20 protein-coding genes are annotated in these 20,155 nt (G+C 46.6%); 8 read left to right on the forward strand and 12 right to left on the reverse strand.

Annotated features, from left to right (window positions below):
* Both H6F50_RS09970 and H6F50_RS09975 read left to right on the forward strand, forming a co-directional pair.
* Positions 1 to 1,800: plasmid segregation protein ParM domain-containing protein (locus tag H6F50_RS09970; protein ID WP_190428576.1), on the forward strand; the 1,800-nt coding region annotated here is incomplete at its 5' end.
* A gap of 118 nt (positions 1,801 to 1,918) precedes the next feature.
* Positions 1,919 to 3,286 carry a patatin-like phospholipase family protein gene (locus H6F50_RS09975; RefSeq protein WP_190428577.1) on the forward strand — a complete coding sequence of 456 codons (1,368 nt, stop codon included), beginning with the start codon at positions 1,919 to 1,921 and terminating at the stop codon, positions 3,284 to 3,286.
* Between the two features lie 35 nt (positions 3,287 to 3,321).
* Here the strand turns inward: H6F50_RS09975 and H6F50_RS09980 are convergent, their stop codons facing one another.
* Positions 3,322 to 3,483: a hypothetical protein gene (locus H6F50_RS09980; RefSeq protein WP_190428578.1), complete on the reverse strand. Its 162-nt coding sequence runs from the start codon at positions 3,481 to 3,483 to the stop codon at positions 3,322 to 3,324.
* 200 nt (positions 3,484 to 3,683) lie between these two features.
* Positions 3,684 to 4,247: a Uma2 family endonuclease gene (locus tag H6F50_RS09985; RefSeq protein ID WP_190428579.1), complete on the reverse strand. Its 564-nt coding sequence runs from the start codon at positions 4,245 to 4,247 to the stop codon at positions 3,684 to 3,686.
* Positions 4,248 to 4,437: 190 nt separating this feature from the next.
* On the opposite strand from H6F50_RS09985, the gene glgA reads away from it, so the two are divergent.
* Complete coding sequence (glgA, locus tag H6F50_RS09990) at positions 4,438 to 5,910, forward strand: glycogen synthase GlgA (RefSeq protein WP_190428580.1); 1,473 nt, start codon at positions 4,438 to 4,440, stop codon at positions 5,908 to 5,910.
* A 202-nt stretch (positions 5,911 to 6,112) separates the two neighbouring features.
* Here glgA and H6F50_RS09995 read toward each other — a convergent pair whose 3' ends face one another.
* On the reverse strand, positions 6,113 to 6,406 hold the full coding sequence (locus H6F50_RS09995) for a hypothetical protein (RefSeq protein ID WP_190410742.1): 294 nt from the start codon (positions 6,404 to 6,406) through the stop codon (positions 6,113 to 6,115).
* Positions 6,407 to 6,698: 292 nt separating this feature from the next.
* Between H6F50_RS09995 and H6F50_RS10000 the strand changes: the two genes are divergently transcribed.
* The 4 genes from H6F50_RS10000 (at position 6,699) to plsY (ending at position 10,048) form a co-directional block, all read left to right on the forward strand.
* On the forward strand, positions 6,699 to 7,496 hold the full coding sequence (locus tag H6F50_RS10000) for an MlaE family lipid ABC transporter permease subunit (protein ID WP_190410743.1): 798 nt from the start codon (positions 6,699 to 6,701) through the stop codon (positions 7,494 to 7,496).
* A 137-nt stretch (positions 7,497 to 7,633) separates the two neighbouring features.
* Positions 7,634 to 8,032, forward strand: coding sequence for a DUF3119 family protein (locus tag H6F50_RS10005; RefSeq protein ID WP_190410744.1), 399 nt, complete (start codon positions 7,634 to 7,636; stop codon positions 8,030 to 8,032).
* A gap of 66 nt (positions 8,033 to 8,098) precedes the next feature.
* A complete protein-coding gene (locus H6F50_RS10010) occupies positions 8,099 to 9,337 on the forward strand; it encodes a DUF3086 domain-containing protein (RefSeq protein WP_190428581.1) in 1,239 nt (412 codons plus the stop codon).
* A 36-nt stretch (positions 9,338 to 9,373) separates the two neighbouring features.
* Positions 9,374 to 10,048 carry a glycerol-3-phosphate 1-O-acyltransferase PlsY gene (plsY, locus tag H6F50_RS10015; protein ID WP_190428582.1) on the forward strand — a complete coding sequence of 225 codons (675 nt, stop codon included), beginning with the start codon at positions 9,374 to 9,376 and terminating at the stop codon, positions 10,046 to 10,048.
* 70 nt (positions 10,049 to 10,118) lie between these two features.
* Here plsY and H6F50_RS10020 read toward each other — a convergent pair whose 3' ends face one another.
* The 9 genes from H6F50_RS10020 to der all read right to left on the reverse strand — a co-directional run bounded on the left by H6F50_RS10020 (position 10,119) and on the right by der (position 18,948).
* Positions 10,119 to 11,645 carry a VanZ family protein gene (locus tag H6F50_RS10020; protein WP_190428583.1) on the reverse strand — a complete coding sequence of 509 codons (1,527 nt, stop codon included), beginning with the start codon at positions 11,643 to 11,645 and terminating at the stop codon, positions 10,119 to 10,121.
* Positions 11,646 to 11,705: 60 nt separating this feature from the next.
* Positions 11,706 to 12,518 carry a pyrroline-5-carboxylate reductase gene (proC, locus tag H6F50_RS10025; protein ID WP_190428584.1) on the reverse strand — a complete coding sequence of 271 codons (813 nt, stop codon included), beginning with the start codon at positions 12,516 to 12,518 and terminating at the stop codon, positions 11,706 to 11,708.
* Between the two features lie 109 nt (positions 12,519 to 12,627).
* On the reverse strand, positions 12,628 to 13,218 hold the full coding sequence (locus H6F50_RS10030) for a cell division protein SepF (RefSeq protein WP_190410749.1): 591 nt from the start codon (positions 13,216 to 13,218) through the stop codon (positions 12,628 to 12,630).
* A gap of 197 nt (positions 13,219 to 13,415) precedes the next feature.
* On the reverse strand, positions 13,416 to 14,087 hold the full coding sequence (locus tag H6F50_RS10035; RefSeq protein WP_190428585.1) for a YggS family pyridoxal phosphate-dependent enzyme: 672 nt from the start codon (positions 14,085 to 14,087) through the stop codon (positions 13,416 to 13,418).
* 85 nt (positions 14,088 to 14,172) lie between these two features.
* On the reverse strand, positions 14,173 to 14,442 hold the full coding sequence (gene pipX / locus H6F50_RS10040) for a transcriptional coactivator PipX (protein WP_190410751.1): 270 nt from the start codon (positions 14,440 to 14,442) through the stop codon (positions 14,173 to 14,175).
* A 190-nt stretch (positions 14,443 to 14,632) separates the two neighbouring features.
* Entirely contained in the window at positions 14,633 to 15,025 is a 393-nt protein-coding gene (gene acpS, locus H6F50_RS10045) for a holo-ACP synthase (RefSeq protein WP_190428586.1), read from the reverse strand.
* An 87-nt stretch (positions 15,026 to 15,112) separates the two neighbouring features.
* On the reverse strand, positions 15,113 to 16,534 hold the full coding sequence (locus H6F50_RS10050; protein WP_190428587.1) for an anthranilate synthase component I: 1,422 nt from the start codon (positions 16,532 to 16,534) through the stop codon (positions 15,113 to 15,115).
* A 15-nt stretch (positions 16,535 to 16,549) separates the two neighbouring features.
* Positions 16,550 to 17,512, reverse strand: coding sequence for a CbiQ family ECF transporter T component (locus H6F50_RS10055; protein WP_190428588.1), 963 nt, complete (start codon positions 17,510 to 17,512; stop codon positions 16,550 to 16,552).
* A gap of 71 nt (positions 17,513 to 17,583) precedes the next feature.
* Entirely contained in the window at positions 17,584 to 18,948 is a 1,365-nt protein-coding gene (gene der / locus H6F50_RS10060) for a ribosome biogenesis GTPase Der (RefSeq protein WP_190410755.1), read from the reverse strand.
* A 93-nt stretch (positions 18,949 to 19,041) separates the two neighbouring features.
* Here der and H6F50_RS10065 point away from each other — a divergent pair, with 93 nt between their 5' ends.
* Positions 19,042 to 20,088 (forward strand): WD40 repeat domain-containing protein, encoded by a 1,047-nt coding sequence (locus H6F50_RS10065; RefSeq protein WP_190428589.1) that lies wholly within the window; start codon positions 19,042 to 19,044, stop codon positions 20,086 to 20,088.
* Positions 20,089 to 20,155 lie beyond the last annotated feature (67 nt).

Here is a 20,155-nt window from a genome sequence, read left to right on the forward strand (position 1 = left end):
ACAGCACTAGCTTGGCATCCCGATATCGGTTATCTAATTGGAGAACAAGCATTAATCCAAGCTGGCGTTACTCAGCTCAAAATCGCTTTCAAACAAAAACCAAATACCGACCCGACTTATCGGGAAACAATTAGCAAGTTTCTAGAAACTTACTACCGCCTTTTGAAAGAAAGTAAACAGATTGAAGGTGGAGAAACTAGCCAATTTTACGTCGGATGCCCTTCAGGATGGTCTGTTGACGAACGAGAAGAATACCAAAAGTTACTGAAGGAATCTGGTATTCCTTTAGTCAGCGTTGTCCCAGAGTCGCGGGCGGCTTTCATGCAAGCTAAGGAAGCTGGGAAGCTTTCTTATGACAAACTCAAATCGTCGGTGCTAATTGTTGATATTGGCTCTTCGACTACAGATTTTACTTTGGTTAAAAGTTTGCACGAAATCCCGATAGATTTCGGAAGTAATGCGCTGGGAGCTTCTCTAATCGATAAAGCAATTTTTGCCCAGACTCTCGCTAACCACGAGGAAAAAGCTTTACTCGAACGAGTATTTGAGGCATATCCTCATCACCAAGCGCGTTGCGAACTTGCTTGTCGCAAAGCGAAGGAAGATTACTTTTCTAACGAACAGGTATACAGCAATCCTCAATCCTTTGCACGCGGCTTTGAGTCGATCAACGAACAGATTTACTTTGTGCCTCAAGTTAATAAAGCGGTTATGGATGAAATCTTGAATCAATCTTTGCCAGAATTGGGCGGCAAGAGTTGGCTTCATTCGTTCCGGGAATCAGTGAATGAGGCGAAAGAAAGGCTTGAAAAACAAGGTTTTGTACCGCAACTTTTGCTGATGACTGGCGGTGCATCCCGGATGAAATTTACGCGCCAGATTTGCGAGGAAATCTTCCCTGAACCAGATACTCAAGTTCGCCCCGATCCAGAACCCGAACGCTGCATTGCCTTGGGTCTAGCACGGGTAGGAAGATGGGATCTGCGTGCTGCTGCTTTTAAAGAAGAGGTCAATACACTATTTGACTCAAAAAAGTTAAAAGACCTGGTCAAAAAACATATTCCAGAGTTAATCGAATTGCTGGCTAAGCCACTATCAGAGGGGCTGATTGAAAGCACAATTCAACCAAGTTTAAAAAACTGGCAAAACAACAAAATACGCACTTTGGCTGATTTGGAAGAGTCTATGAAAAAGCAGGCGGAGCAGTGGATTGAAAGTCCTGGCGCTCGGCAAATCGTCAATACTCAATGCGCCACTTGGTTTAACACCAAGATCCAACCTGAATTAGCTGAAGAAACTGACCCCATTTGTCAAAAGTTTCAGATCCCCAGAAGTAGCTTAAGGTTTGAGGAAAGTATCGACCCCGATGTGGTTAGTCCAGACCTATCGATTGGAGACACGATTCTTGCCGAAACGGTGGGATTTATCGTCAATGTGGTGATTGGTGGAGGGACTGTCGGTAGCATCATCGCTCTAATTTTAACCGGACATTTGACTTGGCCTATCGTGCTAATTTACGGTGCCTCAGTTCTTGCCGCCGGAGTGGAGATCACCCGCAGCAAAACCCAAGAAGCAATTAAGACAAAAGTAGATGTTCCGAGTTGGACTCGTTCTCTTCTTTTGAGCGATAGCAAGATCGACTCTACCTGCGAGCAAATGAAACCTGAGTTAGAGAAGGTTTTTAGACAACAACTAACAGAGAATCAGGAAGCTTTTGACGAACTGATTGGGAAAGTTGGGCAAGAATTGAAAAAAGCTCTAAATACTAAGGCGGAAGAGGCAGTAATTCTCATTCAGTAGAGTGACGCGGCAGAAAGCAAAATCATTCATGAAGTTTGTAGTTTGTCCACCCTACCTACTACTTGCATAATGAGGCAAGTACTAAGCCATAATAGTACGCGACGTGAATAGCAGGTAGATGATGACAGATATATCAAATGAACCGTCAGCATACATCGCGTTTCAAGGTGGTGGCGCACTTGGGATGGCACATCTCGGTGCATGGCAGGAGGTATCGCAACAGTTCAACATCATTGGTACAGCCGGAACATCTGCTGGTTCAATTGTTTCTGCGCTCTGTGCTGCTGGATTCAATCCAGCTCATACCATTGATCTCTTTCATCAGCTCAACTGGTCTGAGTATGTGAATTGTCAAAAGTGGTGGAAATTGGTTATTGAGCAAGATGCATACAGCGACGGGAAGCGTTTTCATGGATGGCTGCGAGATCAGCTAGGTAAAAATGTTCCAGGGAAGCCATCTGATATTACCTTTGCTGATTTGTATCAGTTTCGGGAAATCTACTTAGCTATTATTGCTTGTGACCTGAACAACTCAGTAGGAGACCCGGTAGTTTTTGATAAAGATACAGAACCACACACGACTGTTTCATTTGCAGTACGGGCTTCGATTTCGATTCCTGGCCTCTTCAAACCAATACCACGCCTTGACCGGAGACAGGAGCTAGTAGATGGTGGAGTTCTACTCAATTTTCCGGTTGCCCCTTTATATCAACGAGCCATAGAGGCGAGTTGTGTACTTATTGGTGTACGTTTCAAACAACCGCAGAAATACCTTGAGTCACCGGAGGTTCGGGCTGCATTGAAAGGAACTTTCGATCTGATGATGAGACGTGGAAGCCTACCTCCTGCCAATATTTCTCAAGCTCCTAACTACATAGACATTGAAATTGATGTATCAGGTTTTACGCCCTTGAACTTCAATTTGAAACCGGATGCAAAAGAAGAGTTGGTAAAACGTGGAGCATCCGCTGCTAAGCTAGCACTGGTTGAATACAAAGTACGGATTCAAAAGCAAAAAGAGGATTTATTAAAAATAAATCGTGCGGAGGTGGTTTCTAAAATAGAAAAAGTAGTAAATCTTGATAAAGAGGTAGAAATAACAGAATCTGAATTAAAATCTAGACTAGAGCCTAATGGTAGTCGTCCACTAAAAGAAGCTTTAGAGTGGTTATCTAATCGAGATATGTTAGCAAAAAAAGCTGCCAAGGCTGCTTTAGAAAAGTTCCCTGAATTAAAAGAAAATAAGGATACTGTTAAAAGATTTTACTGGGAAATTGAGAAATATTTAGAGCTAATTTATAACTCTATACTAACTCGAAGAACAAATCTCTTGCGGGAGCCACCAATCCATCAAACTTTATCTAACCTTAATATTTATGCAGAAGCTTTGAATGCTATAAAAAATAGGATACCGGAAGATTTAGATATCTTGGCAAGACAGGAGATTGAACACCGAATAGACTACTTGAAACAAAGGATTACTTAGCAAAAACGAATATATACTATTATTACAGAATAGCTTTAATAATCTATATTTTGACGCTGTAGGAGGAGTTCAGCAATCGACTCAACACTCCTTTCTTTTTCTGCTAAGTCAAATATTTTTTGCTTTACTGCGCCTAGGATTTCCGAATGTACTCCTAATTTCCAGAGTTCATCTTCAAGCTTTAATTTTTCGTTCACAAGGCTTTCATGTAGATTCCGCAGGTCAGAATCAGACAATGAGTTGTAATTCATATGGATAGCTTGCAAGTAGTAGGTTTCTATCTAGAACTTACCAGCTAGTTAATAATGATCCGGATCGAGAGGTAAAAATTTTAAAAAAAAAGGGAAGCGATCGCATAACTCGAACAGGCAAAGACCCGATCGCTAATTAGTTTAAGTTACTCCAACAGCCAACCAAACAACTCTCCTACTGTAAGCTGTAGCTCATTTGCAAAAGATGGCACGGGAAGTTGCTGTTCTGGTTCATCAAATACTTCTAAAAGTTGATTTGGAAGATAAACAAATACCGTTTGCTCTTTGGGATCGATCAACCAACCCATTAGAGTTGCATATTTTAAACAATGCAGAATTTTTTTGGTAATTTTCGTTTGGCTTTGGTCGGGCGATAAAATTTCAATTATCCAATCAGGAGCTATTTGAAAAACGTTAGCAATTTCGCCATTCTCATCGCGGGGAATTTTATCCCAGGTAAACACTGAGACATCAGGAACAATTGAACGTCCGTCAAAAGTACATCGCAGTTCTGAAAAAGCTCTTGCAACACGTTGAGGTTTAACAACTGCATTGATAGCAGTGGGTAGTTCTGTTTGAATTATGCTGTGTTTCCCCAGCGGCATAGGCTTTTGAATAATTTGACCATCTATGTATTCGCTAGCGGGTTTGGTTTCAGGTAGCTTCAGAAACTCTTCCAAGGTTAAGGGTTTAGATGGTGTCCTGACCATTTGCGATCGCCTCCAAAAAAACTCAGACGAGCTTTGCTCTCTATTTTACGGGTCGCATTCAGCGGACGCAGCCGGAATCAAACTACGATGTCCGGCTTGTTTATACCGAATGGCGGGGTCGCTATTGCTGAGGTGTATATATACTTTTGTGAAATTAAGAAAATAGATTTCTATCTCAGGAGGAGTAAGGATGTACATCGTACAAATTGCCTCTGAATGCGCTCCGGTCATCAAAGCTGGTGGTTTGGGAGATGTCGTTTACGGGCTGAGTCGGGAGTTAGAAAATCAGGGAAATTGCGTCGAGCTGATTTTGCCTAAGTACGATTGCATGCGGTACGACCACATCTGGGGACTTCACGATGCTTACCGCGATTTGTGGGTACCCTGGTATGGCGGTAAAGTCCACTGTTCTGTTTATTGTGGTTGGGTACACGGGCGGCTGTGTTTCTTTATCGAACCCCACTCTGAAGATAATTTCTTCAATCGAGGCTGTTATTACGGGTGCAACGACGACAATATGCGGTTTGCGTTCTTCAGCAAAGCCGCTTTAGAATTTCTCCTCCAAAGCAACAAGCGACCCGATATCATTCATTGCCATGACTGGCAGACCGGCTTAATTCCAGTCATGCTCTTCGAGAATTACAAGTATGAGATGGGTCTTCAACGGGTTTGCTACACCATTCACAATTTCAAACATCAAGGGATGGGCGGTAAAGAGACCCTGTGGGCAACCGGGCTGAATAACGAACCTTACTACTTCACTTACGATCGCCTGCAAGACAACTTCAACCCTTTTGCCTTGAACTTTATGAAAGGGGGGATTGTTTATGCCAACGCTGTGACGACCGTTTCGCCCCATCATGCCTGGGAAGCCCGTTGCACGGAGATTGGCTCTGGTTTAGGTCATACCTTGCATCTGCACCAGGATAAATTCACTGGCGTACTCAACGGCATCGATCGTGATTTTTGGAATCCCGAAAGCGATCGCTATATACCCGCTCATTACAGCAAAGAGAATCTAGAAGGGAAAGCCGAGACTAAAAAAGCCCTCCGGGAGAGACTTTTGCTCCGCGACGTTGATAAACCTATCGTTGCCTACATCGGTCGTTTAGACGCTCAAAAAGGCGTCCATCTTGTCCATCATGCGATCTACTACGCACTCAACAATGGGGCGCAATTTGTGTTGTTGGGTTCGGCAACGGAACCGGGAATCAATACCCATTTCCAGCACGAAAAAGCCTTTTTGAATGAGAATCCTGACGTTCATCTAGAACTTGGCTTTAATGAAGAGTTATCCCACTTGATCTATGCCGGGGCGGATATGATTATTGTCCCTAGCAACTACGAACCGTGCGGACTGACTCAGATGATTGGCTTAAAGTACGGCACGGTGCCAGTCGTGCGGGCAGTTGGTGGACTGGTGAATACTGTGTTTGACCGAGACTACGACCAAACAAAGCCCCCGGAAAAACGGAATGGTTTTGTGTTCGAGCACAGTGATGAGCCTGCGTTTGAATCAGCAATGGAGCGTGCTTTTAAGCTGTGGTACAACCATCCCGAAGAGTTTCGTCAGCTTGCGCTCCAGGGTATGGAGTATGACTACTCGTGGAAAGATCCAGGGGCGGAATATTTGAAGATTTACGACCAGATCCGACACAAATGAAGCGAAATTGCGATCGGTGGAATCTGTAAAGTAAGTCTTTTGTGGTTGTGCCTCGCTTTTGGGGGCACAATCTTACCTAACTTGGGTAGAGACCTTGGGTAGAGACGGCATTCTCTAACAAATTCTGTCAGAACTGCGATCGCGCAACAGAACGCTTGTTGATGGTTGGGGATTTGGCAACGACGAAAGCGATCGCGAAAGATTAATTTCCACGTAAATTTTGGTAACGATAAAAGGCGTAGGTGTCAAACATGGCTCCAGCGACGCTACAGGTAAAACCGATTACCAGGAGACCTTCAATGGAACACCCGCTGCCAAAGACGGTAAGAAACTCTAGAATTACCGCTCTGCCGCACTGACTGACTGCTTCAAGGAGGGGAATGTAACCTAGTATGGACAGACTTGCCAACACACTAGCGAACAGCAGAATCGGGGCGGTGAAGCTAAGAAAACTCGTCAAGAGTAGGGAACGGAAATAGTTAGGCAAAATGTTCATGAAACTGTAAGTGCGAATGAACTGCCGAGCGGAGAATCGGGAACGAGACTTTCAACTTCTATATACGATAGAAGCGATCGCTGTCACTATCCCGATCTGTCAGAAATCTTAAATAAACCTTAAAAATCTTGTTTAAAGTCCGTAAATATATCTCAGGAATCTCCCAGAGATTCCCCAGCCCCGCGCCCAGAGTGCTGAGCCACAGCCGTGCGAACAGTACAAAAGAGATTCTTGTAGGTCGTCGCCACTCATCAGCTATGCTTTACAAAGTCGTTGAGTCAGCAGGACATCCTTGAGCGAGACTCCTTCCAGTTCCAGCTTAGAGTTATGGGGTCAGCGGTTGCTGGCGGCGATTTTGCTGGGTGGGCAGGTGGTCGTTCACCTTCTGACAAAAAAAATCCATCGGCGCAACACCCTCGACCAAATGGCGATGGTTGGCCCAGAATCGCTCTTAATTGCGTTGGTAACAGCCGGTTTTGTCGGCATGGTATTCACCATTCAGGTGGCGCGAGAATTTGTCAACTTGGGTGCGGGCAGTGCTGTGGGCGGAGTGTTAGCGCTTTCCTTATGCCGGGAACTTGGCCCCGTCCTGACTGCCGTGATTTTGGCGGGACGAGTCGGTTCGGCGTTTGCCGCTGAAATTGGCACGATGCGCGTCACCGAGCAAATAGACGCCCTCTATATGCTGAAAACTGACCCAATTGATTACCTAGTGATTCCCCGCGCGATCGCCTGCTGCTTAATGCTGCCAGTTTTAACTATTTTGTCTATCCTCACTGGCATGGCAGGGGGATTGCTCATTGCCAGAAATCTCTACGGAATTGCCCCAAATGTATTTTTAGAGTCTGCCCGGAATTTCCTGCAAGTCTGGGATTTGTGTAGTGCCTTAATTAAGGCATTTTTCTTTGGGGCGCTGATTGCCGTAATTGGTTGCAGTTGGGGCTTAACAACCACTGGGGGCGCAAAAGGTGTTGGACAATCGACCACCACAGCAGTCGTCACAGCTTTGCTAGCTATCTTTATTTCTAACTTTTTCTTATCGTGGTTAATGTTTCAGGGAACGGGTAGTGCCGTACTTAAAGGGGTCTGAGGCGGAAAACCTTTAAAATAAATAAAGTTGCAATCCTGAGCTTGAATCTCAAGTCGGGATTTGGACTGCCGCCCCACTTCAGCTTGAACGCTAAGAAAGTGGGTAGGTCTAGTACGATAGTTTACAATATCGGGTTTATGCCTGTGACTACTACTACATCTTCTTTACCTTCACAAACTGTTGAACTGGCACCCAGCTACGCAATTCCTTTGGTGTTAGTGGCGGCTTCGATTGGGCTGTTATTCGTTCAACCTTGGGTGAGTTTAGCGATCGCTGCATTTGGTTTGTTCTTGCTGTTTCAGGCGGCAACGATTCGCCTGCAATTCACCGAAACAGCATTAGATGTTTATCGTTCCCAAACCTTAATTCGGCGTTTTCCCTACCAGGAATGGCAAAATTGGCAGATATTCTGGACTCCAGTGCCGATTCTGTTTTACTTCAAAGAAGTTAAAAGCATTCACTTTTTGCCGGTTCTCTTCGATCCCAAAATGCTAAAAACTTGCTTGGAACAACGCTGTCCAAAAGCAAGTGCGTAGGGATACACAGATGCGCGTCCTTACAGATGAGTAGTTAATTGTTAGTTGTTAAGTGTTAATTGTTAGATGAATTCAGACGAACCTCAAACCCAAGAACAAGAACAAGAGCAAGAACAAAAACAACAGCCAGTTGTTGAAGCATCGGACAATTTAGAAGCGCCAGAAGAGGAAACTGTAACTGCCGATCCAGCCTCAGACAATCTTATAGCATTACAAATTGCCGCTGTTGTGGAGGCATTTGATGATTCAGAAGCGGAAATTGCCGCCGTTGTTGAGGAATTAGATAATGCTGAGGAGCCAAATATAACAGTAGCGATGGAAAATTCCGTCTCTGTTTTAGAGCAACGGGTGGCTGATTTACAACAGCAGGAAGAGGCATTAATTCAGGAAATTGCCGCCCTGCAAGCTTCTCATAATAAAGTTCTGCAAGACCAGCTGGCTCAAACCCAAGCGTCGTTGAACCGTCTGGTGCAGGAGTCTTTGAACGATCTGGAACAACGCAGACAAACACTACAAATTTCCGTTGAACAACTGGAACGACGACGGGAACGCATCCGAGACGAAATGCGAAGAACCTTTGCTGGCACCTCCCAAGAATTAGCCATTCGGGTGCAAGGCTTTAAAGATTATCTGGTCGGTAGCTTACAAGATTTGGTAGTAGCGGCAGAAGAATTGCAACTCCAGAAGGAACCAGAACCCCCGAAGGCAGTTCCAGTCGTGGAAGAGTCGAAGGCTGCATCGCCTGTAAACCCCAAATTTACAGAACAGAGCTTTCAATCAACTGCAAAACAAATTCGCAGTATTTTAGACCAGTACCGGACGCGACCTGACTATTATGGCCCGCCCTGGCAATTGCGTCGTACCTTTGAGCCGGTTCATGCGGAGCGAGTTGCGAACTGGTTTTTCACGCAAGGAGGAAGAGGCGCTTTGCGGACAATGGGCAGTCGCCTGCAAAATATCCTGATTGCTTCTTCCGTCATCTCGGTATTAAGCACGCTGTATGGCGATCGCGTTCGCGCCCTGATCCTTGCCAACTCCCCAGAACGATTGGGAGAATGGCGACGGGGTTTGCAAGACTGTCTGGGCATTTCCCGCTCTGATTTTGGTCCAGAACAGGGAATCGTTTTGTTTGAATCCCCAGAAGCGGTCGTGCAAAAGGCAGAGCGTCTGGTTAAGGAACGCCAGATGCCGCTAATTATCATTGATGAGACAGAAGATCAGATTAATCTGTCGCTGCTGCAATTTCCTCTGTGGTTAGCTTTTGCACCCGATCCTCAGCAGATGTCCGCTGATATGAGATATTAGCGACAGACGAATTGAGCTACAAGCAAGAGGCGTTAGATGGGTCTACAGCTGGCTTTAAGTGGGGCATTGTTAATCGCAGCCTATCTCTTAGGCTCGATTCCTACGGGTTATTTGGCAGGACGCTGGCTCAAAGGGATTGATATTCGAGAGCAGGGATCTGGTTCTACAGGTGCCACCAATGTTCTCAGAAACTTGGGAAAAGGGCCAGCCATCGCGGTGTTAGTGATCGATCTATTTAAAGGAGTCGGCGCGATCGCTTTGGTTTACGCCTTATATGCCTTCGCGCCAACTTTTGCGCCAACGTCTGTCCTGCCTGCTACCTGGGAATCTTGGTTAGTTGCTGGCACCGGATTCGCTGCCAGCATCGGTCATAGTAAATCTGTCTGGCTGAACTTCACGGGCGGGAAATCAGTTGCCACGAGCCTGGGCGTTTTATTCGCGATGTCCTTACCTGTGGCATTGGGAACAGCAGCGGTGTTTGGCACAGTTATTGCCTTTTCCCGAATTGTTTCCCTCGGTTCCATTGCGGGTGCGATCGCGGTTTCGGTTTGGATGTTAATTTTCAAGCAGCCGTTACCTTATCTAATCTTTGCGATCGCTGGCGGTATCTACGTCATCTGGCGACACCGCAGCAATATTGAGCGTTTACTTGCCGGTACCGAACCCCAAATCGGTCAAAAATTATCAACAGAACCCGAACAAAGTTCCTAACTTATTTCCTAACTTATAGAGATGCTTAGGTGTTGTGATACTAAACGTCATTTCGCATCTTTACTCGTTTTTATGCTGTTATCTCCCTGCGTAACCAAGAGTTAGCCCACCTTTTCACTATCAGCATGGTGCTAACAGCTAGTGCCATGCTAAATAGTAGATTATCCAGCCTAATTGCTCTCTGGGTTCCAATCGCTAATATGACTTCTAATATTAAAGATGGGAATAAAATTCCTCCAAAAAGCAATACAGCATAAAAAATAAGTTTTCCCCTGGCTCTTGCACTAATGAGTGCTAGAAAGAAGCCAATAGGGATAAAAATCAATCCATAATAGAAAATTTTGTAGATTTCTAGATTAATACTATTAGCATCAAAAGGTAATAACTGAAAAATCATCACCTCCGGAACCAGTTTCAGTGAATAAGGTTGTTTCAATCCATCTATATAAATTTTAAGAATTGACCCTTCATAGGTAAGAAGTATCTGATGATTCTTGGTGTCACCAAAAACATTTGGAACAGCTAGTTGATAGTTTGTTGCATTTTTTCCGGTGACTGGAGTTCGCACTCGAAACACCAAATCCGCTCCCTTTTGCCCAAGGGTAAAATTGCGGCTTTCATCATCTGCTGAAAGGGAAATAATTCGAGCAGGGCCAGCCTGCATTGTGTCAGCAGTAGCGACAACGGCACCTATTGTAAATTGAGAAGTTTCAGCAATCTTTTGGGTCATTAAAGCTACAGAGCTTTTTGTCTCTAGCCAATGATTGGAATCGAGAGAAGCACCCCTTTGATCCTGAGTAGTTGGGAAATTGCCTCGCCAAGATAAATCTGGAAGGTGCCCAGTTAAATCGGGGTAACTACCTGTACCAGTCAATTGATATACCGCTACTAGGTCTTTTTTGATTGCAGAAAATGGAATTTCCGAGGAAAAGGCGGATTCTGCTTCTTGATCTGAAACTGCTTTATTCGCGACGTATAGCTCTGAAATATATCCTTTCCAAGGTCTATTTCCGGTTGGCTCGTTGCCAAGACTCAGCGGGAAAGTGTGATTCCAATTACTGAGACTTCCAGAATTTTGCCAAAGGAGCGTCGTTATAAAAATCAATATAATATATCCAATAAAAGCAGCCGTTAACTTTTTGATTGAAAGAAAACTCTTACTACTTCTAAGAAGATTTAAGGCTGCTCCTAGGCTTTTATCTCCCCCTAAACGAAAGCTTAAAAAACCGATAAAAGCACCTAAAATACTGGCACCAATATCGACAAAAGAGGAACTTCGAGAAGGAATAAATAACTGTAAAATCTCAATTGTAAAACTTAAACAAAAAGAAGTTAATAAGATGAAAACAAGTGTCTTTCTCCCTAAGAATCTTTTTTGCTGCATCAAGCAGGAAAAGACGAAACCAAAGGGGGAGAATAATAAAACGTTAGTGATTAAGTCGTAAAAATTTCTTAACTTAAAAAATTCTGAAGTGAGAAAGCGATAATTTATTTTACTAGCATTCTCTTTAAAGGCAAAATCGTAAGGAAAAAGTGTAACGACCAGTATCAGCAAAAGGCTAAAAATAAAGACTTTATTTGCCCATTTTTGCCGCATAAAGGATTTTTAACAAATCATTTTACTTTTGGTAGCCGGAAAAGAGTATTCAGCGATGCATTAACGACCAAGCTCCTGAGAGCGCCGAGAAGCCGCCACCACTGCCTCAATCAAAGCCGAGCGGAAACCAGCCCTTTCTAACTGGGCAATCCCAGCAATAGTTGTACCTCCAGGGCTAGTCACGCGGTCTTTTAGTTGAGCGGGATGCATTCCCGATTCGTGCAACAGATGGGCAGTCCCCAAGACGGTTTGCAGGGCTAACGAAGACGCGATCGCTCTTGGCAATCCAGCCGCTACCCCACCATCTGCGAGTGCTTCCACCATCAGCGCCACATAAGCGGGACCCGAACCCGAAAGCCCTGTCACCGCATCCATTAAAGATTCTGGCACTTCAACAACCTCTCCCACCGCCTGGAAGATCGCCTTTGCTTGTTCTAGATGCTGCTGGGTGGCGTACTGACCCAGCGCGATCGCACTCATTCCTGCCCCTACCGTCGCCGGAGTATTCGGCATCGCCCGAATCGCTGGAGCCTGGGGAAAAGCTGCTTCCAGTTGACTCAAAGAAACACCCGCCATAATCGAAATCACCACTGGCGGCGACGCTTGGGCAGAAATTTCCTTCTCTAAGTCTGCCGCCACTGCTGCAAACACTTGAGGTTTAATCGCCAGTAACAGCACATCCTTTGCCGCCGCCACCGCCCGATTCTCTGCCGTCACCTGGATGCCGTACTGCTGTGCCAAAAAGTCTCGCCGCTCTCTTTGCGGCTCACTCACCAAGACTTCTTCTGTGGCATAAAGCTGTTTTTGCATCAGGCGGGATAATAGAGCTTCTCCCATTACCCCGCCACCAATCATGCCGAATTTAGTAGCCAACCTCGTCCCCCAATCCTTATCAGCATGAAAAGTCCGTTGTCGGCGGTCAGTTGTTTTTAGTCGTTACGACTGACCATTGACCGCTAACAAGCGTCTCGACTCAGAAATTTTACTGCGCCATCCGGGTCGGTTCGTTTGACCAAGCTGGGGAGGGGGCAGAGGGACGGGGAATCCGGACTTGTGGTTGAGGCACTTCGTGAACCACGCCAGTCTGGGTACTGACTTGAACACAACTCGGTGTAAACAGAAAGATACTTTCGCCAATCCGCTCTTGGTGCCCATCGATCGCATAAGTGCCACCAGCCACAAAGTCTACAGCTCGTTGCGCCTGATCTGGGTCCATAATTGTCAGGTTTAACACGACTGACTTCCGCTCGCGCAATGCTTGAATTGCCTGGGGCATTTCTTCAAAAGAACGTGGCTCCATCACGATCACTTCCGAAATTCCATTCACCGAACCGGGCATCCCAATCACATTATTCATTGTTGTCCCCATTTCTATTTCTCTTGCAACAGGTGTGTTTGTCCGCGCTCGACGGCTCTGGCGACGTTCTTCTTCTGCTGTCGTCGGTTGAGGATGCTGTTCTTGATAGAGATTTTGGTACTCTTCTCCCTCGGCTTCTTCGTACTCGTCATACTCGTATTGAGCTGGCTCATTGAGACCCACGAAATCTCGTAGCTTAGAAAAAATATTATTCACAGTTCACGCTCCATCACGATTTAAGGTTAGACTTTGGGGCTGGGATCGCAGGGCACCCTTGAGGCAGCAGTCCTAGTTTAAGGAAACGACAATAATAATCATATAGTCGTGCTGGCAATATAATATCCGATGCCTCTTCATTACCCCACTCATCTGTTCGGAATAGATGTTGACATTTGTAAGCATAGTGGGGCTTTTCAGGATGCCCGTTCTCCAAAAATAATTCGCCCCAAACGTATCATTGTTGCCCCAGATTGCACAGCTAGCGGGTAATCACCTGACATTCCCATTGATAGCTGCTGCATTTGAATATTTGACCAGTTTTGCTGTCTGATTTCATCGGCTAGTTTGCGGGTTCTATCGAAAACTGACAGGATTTCAGAAGCCTTGAGATCGAAAGGCGGGATTGTCATCAAACCTTGAATTTGCAGATTGTAGCACTCATTCAGGGCTGGTAAATCGGCAAGCAGTTGAGGAACTGTCCACCCATACTTGTTGGGATCTTGCAGTAGTTTCACTTGCAGGCAGATGAAGGGCGATCGCGACAGCTCAAGCGCCAGTTCGTTTAATCGTTGGGCTAATTTTAAACTATCTATCGAGTGAATCCACTGAAATTGTTCTAGGGCTTTTCGAGCTTTATTACTTTGAAGGTGTCCAATCAGGTGCCAGGTGATGTCTGGTAAATCTTGCAGTTGCGCTTGTTTAAGTTCAGCTTCAGAGATGCGACTTTCGCCGAAATCCCTTACTCCCGCTGCATAAGCTTCGCGCATGGCTTCAGGGGAAACCTGTTTCGTAACGGCGATGAGGCGGACAGATTCCGGTAGTTGCTGGCGAATTTCAGAAAGGCGTTGGGCGATCGCTCCAGTCATTTGACTTCACTTGAAAATAAACAGGGAAGCAAAAATTAAAAATGCTTGCATTAAAAAGGATTTTTTAATTTTTAATTGCTTGCCCCTATTGAAATGTTCGCTTATGAATAGCCTGAAGTTGGGTGTACTCCTCCATTTGACCGTTGCGACGGAGCATCCGCAAACGGTTTTCCACCATGAGGCGACCATCGCTGCGGGTAATCGGTTCAAACGTGATGCCGGTAGGACTGGTATTCACCAAAAAGAAGAGACGCTGGGCATAAAGGGTCGTAAATAGTTCCTGGCTGTCCTCAAGCAGACACACTCTGTAAAGTAAGCCAAATGTAGGGTGATTTAAATAGGTTTCGCTGCTCATTAACATCCACGCGAAGAATGCCCATCCCTAAGGGAGAGATTGGGAAAAGTCGAAGAGTTTAAGCGGCAGTGCGACTCGCGCCAGCCGCTCTCTGTTGAAACCCAAGATGTTTCACTCTAGTTCAAACTATGCAGATGATAGCTTGTATTCGGGCACCTCAGAGAGAATGTTTGGGAATTGGCGACACTTTTCAGGGTGAGCAAACGAGGATGGCGGTGGCTACCGAATAATCGCCATCATGGCTGATGCTTAGCTGCCACTGACAATCTTCCCACCCTGCTGTCTGGGCGGCGGCTGAATGGTGAAGAAATACTTGCGGTGCACCCGTGGGTAAACGTCGAATCTCAATATCGGTGTAGCTGACTCCCCGCCATCCAGTTCCCAGTGCTTTAGCAACGGCTTCTTTTGCCGCCCAGCGCCCTGCTAGCTGGTTGATAGAGAGGCGACTGCTATCGCTCTGAGTGTAGCCGCAATCTTGTTGTTCATCAAAAGTATAGACGCGCTGCAAGAAGCGATCGCCAAAGCGTTCAACAGCGGCTTTAATCCGAGGCATATAAACAATATCCGTTCCCAGCCGAATCATTCTGTTGCTAGTTGCTAATAGAAGAGTGGCTCTTCAAAACCCTGTCTGGTAGCCATTCGCCAATGGCACTGGACTGATGACCCAGAACTAATCACTAATAACATTAAAACTTCCCAAGGCTGCTAGCAGAGCTTGAGCTTTGTGTAGAGACTCATGCCATTCTCGTTCTGGATCGCTATCGGCAACGATTCCCGCCCCGACTTGCCCGTAAACCATCGCTGCATCGGCACGCTTGGGATAGAGGAGGGTGCGGATCAAGATATTTAAATCTAGGTGCCCGCGCCAATCGAGAAAGCCACAGGAACCGTAGAACAAATTGCGACGCACGGGTTCGAGTTCTTCAATGATTTCCATACAGCGGACTTTCGGACACCCAGTGATAGTACCGCCTGGGAAGAAGGCGCGAATCAGGTCAACAGCGTCGTAGTTTGGGCGGATTTTGCCGATGACGTTGCTCACGAGGTGCATGACATGGCTGTAGCGCTCAACGGTGAAAAGTTCGTTAACTTCTACAGAACCCCACTCGCACACTCGCCCCAAGTCGTTTCGCTCTAAATCCACCAACATAATGTGTTCGGCTCTTTCTTTGGCATTGGCAATCAAGTCTTGCGCCAGATGCTCGTCGAGGGCGGGGGTAGTGCCACGCGATCGCGTTCCTGCAATCGGTCGCGTTTGCGCTTGTCGATCTTGCATTTGAACCAATCGTTCTGGAGAACAGCTGATGAGTGCCCCCCACGGGGTCTGCCAATAGCTGGCAAAGGGAGAAGGATTGATTTGGTGTAACGCTTGATAAATTGCCCAAGGACTGGCGGTTACGCGGCTTTCAAAGCGTAGGGAAAGATTTGCCTGAAAGATATCTCCGGCTCGGATATACTTTTTCGCTTGCCGCACCGCATCTTCGTAATCAGTTTGGGGCGTCCAAAAATGGAAATGGGGGGATTTTGGATTTTGGATTGAAGATGCTGGCTCCTCTGCTATCCCGTACTGCGTTCGGCTTTCCAGCAGGCTTTGCAAGAAATCGAGTTCGGCTTCATCGCTAGCGGCTAGCCATAGGGTTTGTTCCCAATGGTCGAGGACAGCAAAGGATGCTGGTTCATACCAATAAGCAACCGGGAATGGTAGGGGGTCAGAATTTAGATTGGGTAGCTGCTCGATCTCCCAAGCGAGGTCATAACCCAGCCATCCCAGCCAGCCGCCAGTGAAAGGTAGTGACGGCTGTAGAGATTCATCCCTGAAGGCAGAACGTTGCCGCAAGCGGCGTAGGAAGGGGAGGATCTCGCCAACGGGTGGAGTCCACACTGCCTGTACACCATCTATAAAGCGCGGCGCACCGGCACAAATCGAATATCTGGCGATCGCGTTCTTGGCTTCAGTTGAGTGTTGAAGGAGCGGATTGTAGGGACTTTCGAGTAGGGTAGCAATTTTACCAGCGTCCAGAAACAGGGCGGCGAATACTTCTGAGCCAGTTCGATGTTGTAGAGGAAGCGATCGCCAAAACCAAGGTTTCATATGAATTTTTAATTCTTAACTCTCCCATCCCCACATCAGCCGTGCCCCCCAAAGTACGACCAAACTCACCAGTCCCGCCCAGTCGCTCTTTTTGAGACGCAACTGGTGCCATTGGACGCGATGGCTATTGGGGCTGGTAAAGCCGCGAACCTTCATGGCGCTAGCAATTTGCTCGGCTCGTAAGAGGAGATTTTCAAGCAACCGTTCGGCAACCATCAACCAAAGTTGCAGACTTTTGCGGATCCCCAGTTTTTTCCAGTTAATTGCCCGTGTCCGCACGGAACGAACTAAATTCTGCACTTCTTCTAAAACCAGGGGAATAAAGCGCAGCGATAAAGTCAAAGTTAGAGCAATTTCTGTCACGGGAAATTTGAATGCTCGCAGCGGTCGCATTAAAGTCTCGATCCCCGCAGTAATTTCCTCTGGAGCTGTGGTCAGCAAAAACAGGTTGGTGCTGTAAATTAAGGTAAATAGTAAGGTACTCACGTTAATTGCTAGCGCCAAGGACTTGCGAGTAATTTTGACTGGCCCTTGGTGGAACAGGACGTAACGGTAGCTTGACGGGTTTTGAGTGGAGACAGGTTTTGTCGCCTCTGGTTTTTGAGTTGCAGCGGATTTGACAACTCCTGGCTTGGGAGTAGCAGGTTTCTGAATAAAAGATATTTCATCGGCTGGGAGACGTCGCTGAGAGTCTGCTCCAAGTCCATCGGGAGCAATCATGCTCAGGATGAAGACAAAAAAGCACAGCATCAACAGCCAACCCATTTGTTGCTTCCATACGCGCAATGGAATCGCCGCCGTCACAGTAATGGCAACTAGCAGCACCGCCAGAGCGATGCGCCAGATGGGATTTGCCAGGACTGGAGCGATGAGAAAGCTCATCAACCAGGCTATTTTCACCCTGGGGTCGAGGTGATGCAGCCAAGTGATTGGTTGTTCGAGGTACAGCCCCAGAGGCAGCGATCGCAGTAAATCCATAGAAAATTAAAAATTAAACATTAAAAATTAAAAATGCAAAAATTCATTTTACATTTTTAATTTTTAATCGATTAAACGCGAGTAGCTCGGTTACTACGACTGCCCGCTTCCACCTCGCGGACTTTTTTCCCTCTCCAGAATAAGCGTACTGGGGTTCCAGTAAAACCCAACTGTTTTCGGAATTGACCTTCGATGTAGCGGCGATAGTTGTCATTGAAGCGTTTGGGATCGTTGACAAATAGCGCGATCGCTGGAGGTTGGCTGCTCACTTGGGTGCCGTAATAAATCTTGCCCTGACGCCCTTGGCGGGTCGTGGGCGGGGAAACCCAAGAAATTGCTTCTTGTAGCACTTCATTAATTACAGCAGTCGTGACGCGGCGTTTGTGTTGTTCGGCGGCTGTATTCACTAAATCTAGAATTTTTTCCACCCGCTGACCTGTTTGAGCGCTGACAAAAATCGTTTCTGCCCAATCGATAAAGTTCAACCGTCCTTTAAAGTTGCGTTCAAACTCGTAGATGGTGTAGGAATCCTTTTCAACAGCATCCCACTTATTGATGACGATGACGCAAGCGCGACCTTCTTCATCAATCCGCCCAGCCAGTTTTTGGTCTTGTTCGGTGATGCCATCCACCGCGTCAATGACTAACAAAACCACGTCGGCGCGACGAATCGCTTTAAAGGCGCGATTAATCCCAAAAAATTCCGGGCCGTATTCAACGTTTTTCTTTTTGCGAATCCCGGCGGTATCGATCAATCGGTAGGTTTTACCGTTGCGTTCTACTACCATATCGATGGCATCGCGGGTCGTGCCAGAGATCGGGCTAACGATAGAACGATTTTCGCCGACGAAAGCGTTCAACAAGCTGGATTTACCGACATTGGGACGTCCGACAATGGCGACTTTAATTTCTTCAGTTTCTGGGATTTCTCCTGCTGGCACGATATAGGTAATCAGGGCATCGAGTAATTCGCCGGTGCCACTCCCATGAATGCCTGAGACGGGGAAGGGTTCGCCCAATCCCAGTTCCCAAAACTCCATTGCTTGGGTGAGACCTTGTTCGGAGGATTCGCATTTATTCACCGCTAGCAGGACGGGCACGGGTTGTTGACGCAACCAGTCGGCGATCGTTTCATCGGCTGCTGTTAACCCACTCTGACCATCAACGACAAAGATTGCTGCACTCGCTTCTGAGAGTGCCAACATTGCCTGTTCCCGAATTAGGGGTAAAAACTCGGTGTCATCATTAAACACCAAGCCGCCGGTATCGACGATGACAAACTCCCGGTCTTCCCAGAAGGCAGAACGATAGGTGCGATCGCGCGTGACTCCAGGTTCATCATGCACAATGGCGTCTTGTACACCTGCCAATCGATTGACAAGAGTAGATTTGCCCACATTCGGGCGACCGATAATAGCGACAACAGGCAGGGACATAACCAGATATGCTCATCCGAGTGGATGATGACAGCTCCAAATTTATATTGTATCCATCCTGGATAGACGTGATGTTTTCTACGGTGACTATCCATGACGCATCTGCCAAAATTCGGAAAAGTTTTCGTGGCGATCGCTTTGGGTGCAGTGACGACTTTGACTGGGTGCCGTTCGCTTGAATCTTCTGCCAAATCTGTAAAAGGGGAAGATTTAACCTTAGCGTCTACACCAACCACGGCATCCGAGTCAGCTCAACCGCTTGACACGCTTACAGGGCATTCTAACTATGTGCAGGCGATCGCCATCAGTACCGATGGGCAGATTCTTGCCAGTGGCGGTGAAGATGGCACTATCAAGTTGTGGAATTTACCCAAAGGTATCCGCATCCGTACCCTAGCAGGACATATCAAACCCATTCATGCCGTTGCCATTAGTCCGGATAAAAAACTTGTCGCCAGTGGCAGTTATGACGGCACCATCAAGATATGGCAACTCAGTAACGGGGCACTCATCCACACCCTTAACGGGGATTCCACCTCAGTTTTATCCATTGCCATCAGTCCCGATGGAAAAACTTTAGCCAGCAGTGGTTTAGACAAGACGATCAAGCTTTGGCAGCTCAGTAATGGGGAACTCATCCGCACCCTGACAGGGAATTTAGATGCTGTGAATTGCGTTACCTTTAGCCCGGATGGGCAAACATTAGCTAGTGGTAGTGCCGATCGCTCGATCAACTTATGGAATCCGCGCATGGGCATCCGCATTCGTACCCTGGAAGGGCATTCCGATTGGGTAAATTCCGTCGCCTTTAGTCCCGATGGAAAACTCTTGGCGAGTGGCAGTAATGACGGCACCATCAAGCTGTGGAATCCTCGTAACGGGGAAGCGATCGCCACTTTGAAGGGAAATGCTACGTTAATTAATTCTGTTGCTTTTAGCCCCAAGGGACAGACAATCGCCAGTGGCAGTTTGGATAATACGATCAAACTGTGGAATCCTCGCACTGGCGAACTCAAAAGCACTCTGGCAGGAGATGACAGTAAAGTAAATTCTTTCGCTTTCAGTCCCGATGGGCAAACTTTAGCGACTGGCAGTCATGATGGCAGCATTAAGATTTGGCAGGTGCCTGCTCAAGAGTGAATAGGAAAGTTTTTCTGATTAACAATTTTCAAGTGGATATGATGCCAGCTTTTCAACTTTCCTCTGC

Source organism: Coleofasciculus sp. FACHB-712, assembly GCF_014695635.1.
In the GTDB taxonomy this organism is placed as follows: Bacteria; Cyanobacteriota; Cyanobacteriia; order Cyanobacteriales; family FACHB-T130; genus FACHB-T130.

Bases quoted from the DNA above. Each gene is read 5' to 3' on its own strand.
- H6F50_RS09975 (WP_190428577.1), top strand. From the start codon at position 1,919: ATGATGACAGATATATCAAATGAACCGTCAGCATACATCGCGTTTCAA.
- H6F50_RS09985 (WP_190428579.1), bottom strand. From the start codon at position 4,247: ATGGTCAGGACACCATCTAAACCCTTAACCTTGGAAGAGTTTCTGAAG.
- glgA (WP_190428580.1), top strand. From the start codon at position 4,438: ATGTACATCGTACAAATTGCCTCTGAATGCGCTCCGGTCATCAAAGCT.
- H6F50_RS09995 (WP_190410742.1), bottom strand. From the start codon at position 6,406: ATGAACATTTTGCCTAACTATTTCCGTTCCCTACTCTTGACGAGTTTT.
- H6F50_RS10005 (WP_190410744.1), top strand. From the start codon at position 7,634: ATGCCTGTGACTACTACTACATCTTCTTTACCTTCACAAACTGTTGAA.
- H6F50_RS10010 (WP_190428581.1), top strand. From the start codon at position 8,099: ATGAATTCAGACGAACCTCAAACCCAAGAACAAGAACAAGAGCAAGAA.
- plsY (WP_190428582.1), top strand. From the start codon at position 9,374: ATGGGTCTACAGCTGGCTTTAAGTGGGGCATTGTTAATCGCAGCCTAT.
- H6F50_RS10020 (WP_190428583.1), bottom strand. From the start codon at position 11,645: ATGCGGCAAAAATGGGCAAATAAAGTCTTTATTTTTAGCCTTTTGCTG.
- H6F50_RS10035 (WP_190428585.1), bottom strand. From the start codon at position 14,087: ATGACTGGAGCGATCGCCCAACGCCTTTCTGAAATTCGCCAGCAACTA.
- pipX (WP_190410751.1), bottom strand. From the start codon at position 14,442: ATGAGCAGCGAAACCTATTTAAATCACCCTACATTTGGCTTACTTTAC.
- acpS (WP_190428586.1), bottom strand. From the start codon at position 15,025: ATGATTCGGCTGGGAACGGATATTGTTTATATGCCTCGGATTAAAGCC.
- H6F50_RS10050 (WP_190428587.1), bottom strand. From the start codon at position 16,534: ATGAAACCTTGGTTTTGGCGATCGCTTCCTCTACAACATCGAACTGGC.
- H6F50_RS10055 (WP_190428588.1), bottom strand. From the start codon at position 17,512: ATGGATTTACTGCGATCGCTGCCTCTGGGGCTGTACCTCGAACAACCA.
- der (WP_190410755.1), bottom strand. From the start codon at position 18,948: ATGTCCCTGCCTGTTGTCGCTATTATCGGTCGCCCGAATGTGGGCAAA.
- H6F50_RS10065 (WP_190428589.1), top strand. From the start codon at position 19,042: ATGACGCATCTGCCAAAATTCGGAAAAGTTTTCGTGGCGATCGCTTTG.